Here is a 3,114-nt window from a genome sequence, read left to right as displayed (position 1 = left end):
GGCCGGCCAGTGGCAGCCCGCCGCCGACCGGCTGCGCCGCTCCCTCGACCGCGCCACGGCCGTCGCCGCCACCGCGCAGCCCGGCGACCCCGACCCGCTCCACCACCAGGCCCTGCGCGCCTGGCACTTCACCCTCACCGGCAGCCTGCTCACCACCCTGTCCCCGTACGGCTGGGACGCGGGGATGACCGGCCGCTACGCCTTCCTCCAGGACAGCTACGCGCTCTGCCGCGAAGGCCTGGAGCGGCTGCGGGTAATCCTGGAGGCGACCGGGACGCGCCCGCACTCGGTCTCCCTGCTGCCCGGCCGCGCAGACCGCGCGCTCGGCCTGGCCGCCGCCGACCTGCTCGGTCTGCCCGTCCAGCCCTACCGGCCGGGCACGGCGAACACCGTGGTGGTGGCCTACGACCTGAGCGAGGTGGACGACGAACTGCTCTCCCGCCTGAACGGGCGCGCACCGGGCGAGGTGCTGTACGAGCACGCGACCTGCTGGACCGAGGCGCCCGGCGTCGCAGCCGACGTCTGCGGCCTGCTCGGCCAGACGATCCTCGCACCCTGGGAGCCGCTCGGCGGCGAGCCGGACGAGCGGACCGCCGAAGAACTGGCGGCCGACATCCGCTCTGCCGACCCGACCCCGGACCCCGGCGACGGCGAGACCCCGGCCGACCCGGACGAGGCACTGGCCGCCTTCGCCCGCGCGGTCGCCCCTCGCTGGCTGACCAGTCCGCGCGACCGCTGCCGCTCCGCCGGCCCAGTGCGCAGCTCCCGCTTCGCCTGAGCGACGTGACGGTACATCACGCCGTTCGGCTGGCGAGCTCCTTCACGACGTCAGCTTCGCCCGACGGGCCTTGTGGTTGTTGAGCCGGGTCCCCACGCGAAGTACGACACCACCACCTGCTCCTCACCCCCGGGCCCCGCCTCCACGGCCTCCACCGGCTCCTTGTGTGGACGGGGCACCAGGGGATGCCGCTCCCGCTCCACGAACTGAGCGAGCGCGGCCAGGCCCTGGGCGAACCGGTCGGCGCGCGACACCTTCGGCTTGGCCTCGGCCGCCGACGAGGTTGCCCTGTCCTGACCAGTGCAGTCTCGGCTCTGATGGGGCCGGTTCGCAGGACGGCTCCACCAGACTTCGTGGTGGTGTCAGCTTCCAAGGCTCTCTGCGACGTGGATGAGTTCCTCGTCCGCGAGCCGTGGGGGACCGCCGGTGGTGACGACGAAGGTGTAGGTCCCGTCGGACCACGTCAGCGAGCGGGGTCCGTCATGAGGATCCGATTGTGTGATGGTCGCAGGATGGCCCTTGATGTGGGCGGCCCGGCCAGCTGGCGGTGTGCTGGCTCCGGAGAGTCTGACTGATAATCAGGGACGACATCTCGGGCCCCGTTCCCAGTCGGTACCCGCTGGCCCAGGCCGGGGTGTCGGCCGGGAGCGGGGCCAGGCCGGGCAATTGGACCATCCTGTCTGCGGGGTAGCGGTAGTAGTTCTCCGGTAGGAACGCGGGCCGGAGAAGGTTGCGCTCATCGAAGTGGATGATGGGCTTGCCTGCGGCGGCGTCGTTCAGCGCCCTGGTTCCGAGCGGTTTGTCCAGGTGGGTTGTGATCCGCCCGATCCCCCCGGGATCGCAGAACCCTGGGGGGACTGTGTGTCGCAGGGAGACCTTGACTGCGCCGGCGGTCTCGTGGGCCACGAGCTCAGGTCTTTTCTCGCAACTCCAGCCGATGCTGAGCGTCGGGGTCTGTTTCGGCATAGGGCTCACCGGCGATGAAATAGATTCTGAACTCCAAGCCGTACAGCCGCCCGCGGACCTTATTTTTGATGCAAAGTGAGAACGTGTCAGCGTCGTCATAGCTGGAGCGGTTCACAGTCCGGACATGCTGACTTAGATGCTTGAACGACAGCGTCTCCCGATCAACCAACAGGCCAGGGATCCGTTCGACCGAGCCATGTAGCAGATAGAGGCACATCAGGTCCACCGGATGTGTGTCGTGTGCCAGTCGCGTAAAGAATCCATCGGAAAACTGTCCCGCAAAGGTGCCTCCAGCTGTCCCTGCCGTGGGCATGGGGGTAAATCTACGGCCTCCGGGACCAATGGAACAGTCAGTATCGGCGAGATTGATCTTGATGCCTTGAGTGGCTCTCTCGGCACCGGTCATCGGGCAGTCATGTCGGTCTGTGCCGTGCGCGGGCTGGGGAGTTCACCGGTCGGAAGGGTTCAGTCTCCACCGCCCCGCCGTGAAACGGCCGCCCCACGCGATGCCCCAGCAGCAGTACCCGCCGCAGCACCGCGGACAAGTCCCCAGCACACGGCACCACCCGCGCCCGCTGCGCCCACTCGGCCGCCGCCTCCCGCCCGTCAACGGCGGGCCGTAGCGGCGTCGGTCGGCAGCAGGTCACCCGTCCGGACCGCGCCGGCCACGACCCGGTGGCAGTCCCGGGCGAACGTCGTGGCCAAGCGGATCCGCCGCTGCGGCGCACCCGCCGGGTGAAGGGCGACATCCTTCACACCAGCGCTCCACCGCAGCCCACCCACCCCGGTCAACCCGCCACCGCTCCGCTGGACGGGCAGCAACGCCCGCGCCCACCGCGCCGGCTGCGCCCGGGCGACGTGGACGACGACCTCGTCGGGACGCAGCGTCACCCGGCCGATGCCGTAGGGGCCGCCGGTGTCGGCCGGCCGGTGCGATCCGTACTCGGTGAGCAGGGCCGCCAGGACGCGCGCCTCCCAGAGCTCCTGCTCGGGGTGGGCGGGAGCGGGAACGGGGCTGCGGTGTGCGGCGATCTCGGCCCGGTGCCGCCGCGAGGCCGGGAGCGGCACCCCGGCATGGCCGCCCCACGGGGCTGCCACCCCCACAGTTCGGGCCCCGCCCGGCCGCGCGACCTGTCACCCGATCAGGTGAACCCGGCCGCCGGAGAACCATGCCGTCCGCTCGCCCCCGCCCTGCCCGCAAAACTCCCCGCCCCGCGAGATCGGCAGAAATTTTTCGCCACCTGTGACATCCCGGCACCGGGTGCGCTCCGTCGAGTGGGCAGAGACGAACGGAGGCACGCCCTGTGCGTAGCGCAGACCTGGAGGAGTTCCGCGGTTTTGCCGAGGAGCGGTTGCCGCACCTGCGGCGG

2 protein-coding genes and 1 pseudogene are annotated in these 3,114 nt (G+C 70.7%); 1 reads left to right on the top strand and 2 read right to left on the bottom strand.

All coding sequences use genetic code 11. The features are described from left to right. Positions 1-778, top strand: a pseudogene (locus tag KS423_RS42190) (hypothetical protein); the annotation flags it as partial. Positions 779-1,688: 910 nt separating this feature from the next. On the opposite strand, the gene KS423_RS42185 reads toward KS423_RS42190, so the two are convergent. Together KS423_RS42185 and KS423_RS42180 are read right to left on the bottom strand one after the other, a co-directional pair. Continuing rightward, positions 1,689-2,150 (bottom strand): hypothetical protein, encoded by a 462-nt coding sequence (locus KS423_RS42185; protein WP_224285007.1) that lies wholly within the window; start codon positions 2,148-2,150, stop codon positions 1,689-1,691. A 200-nt stretch (positions 2,151-2,350) separates the two neighbouring features. After that, positions 2,351-2,842 carry a hypothetical protein gene (locus KS423_RS42180; protein ID WP_224285006.1) on the bottom strand — a complete coding sequence of 164 codons (492 nt, stop codon included), beginning with the start codon at positions 2,840-2,842 and terminating at the stop codon, positions 2,351-2,353. Positions 2,843-3,114: the final 272 nt, after the last annotated feature.

This window comes from Streptomyces sp. LS1784 (assembly GCF_020103755.1).
Lineage (GTDB): Bacteria > Actinomycetota > Actinomycetes > Streptomycetales > Streptomycetaceae > Kitasatospora.
The sequence above is the reverse complement of the archived record's forward strand: the minus strand, read 5'-3'. Positions and strand labels throughout refer to the sequence as shown.

Bases quoted from the DNA above. Each gene is read 5' to 3' on its own strand.
- KS423_RS42185 (WP_224285007.1), bottom strand. From the start codon at position 2,150: ATGACCGGTGCCGAGAGAGCCACTCAAGGCATCAAGATCAATCTCGCC.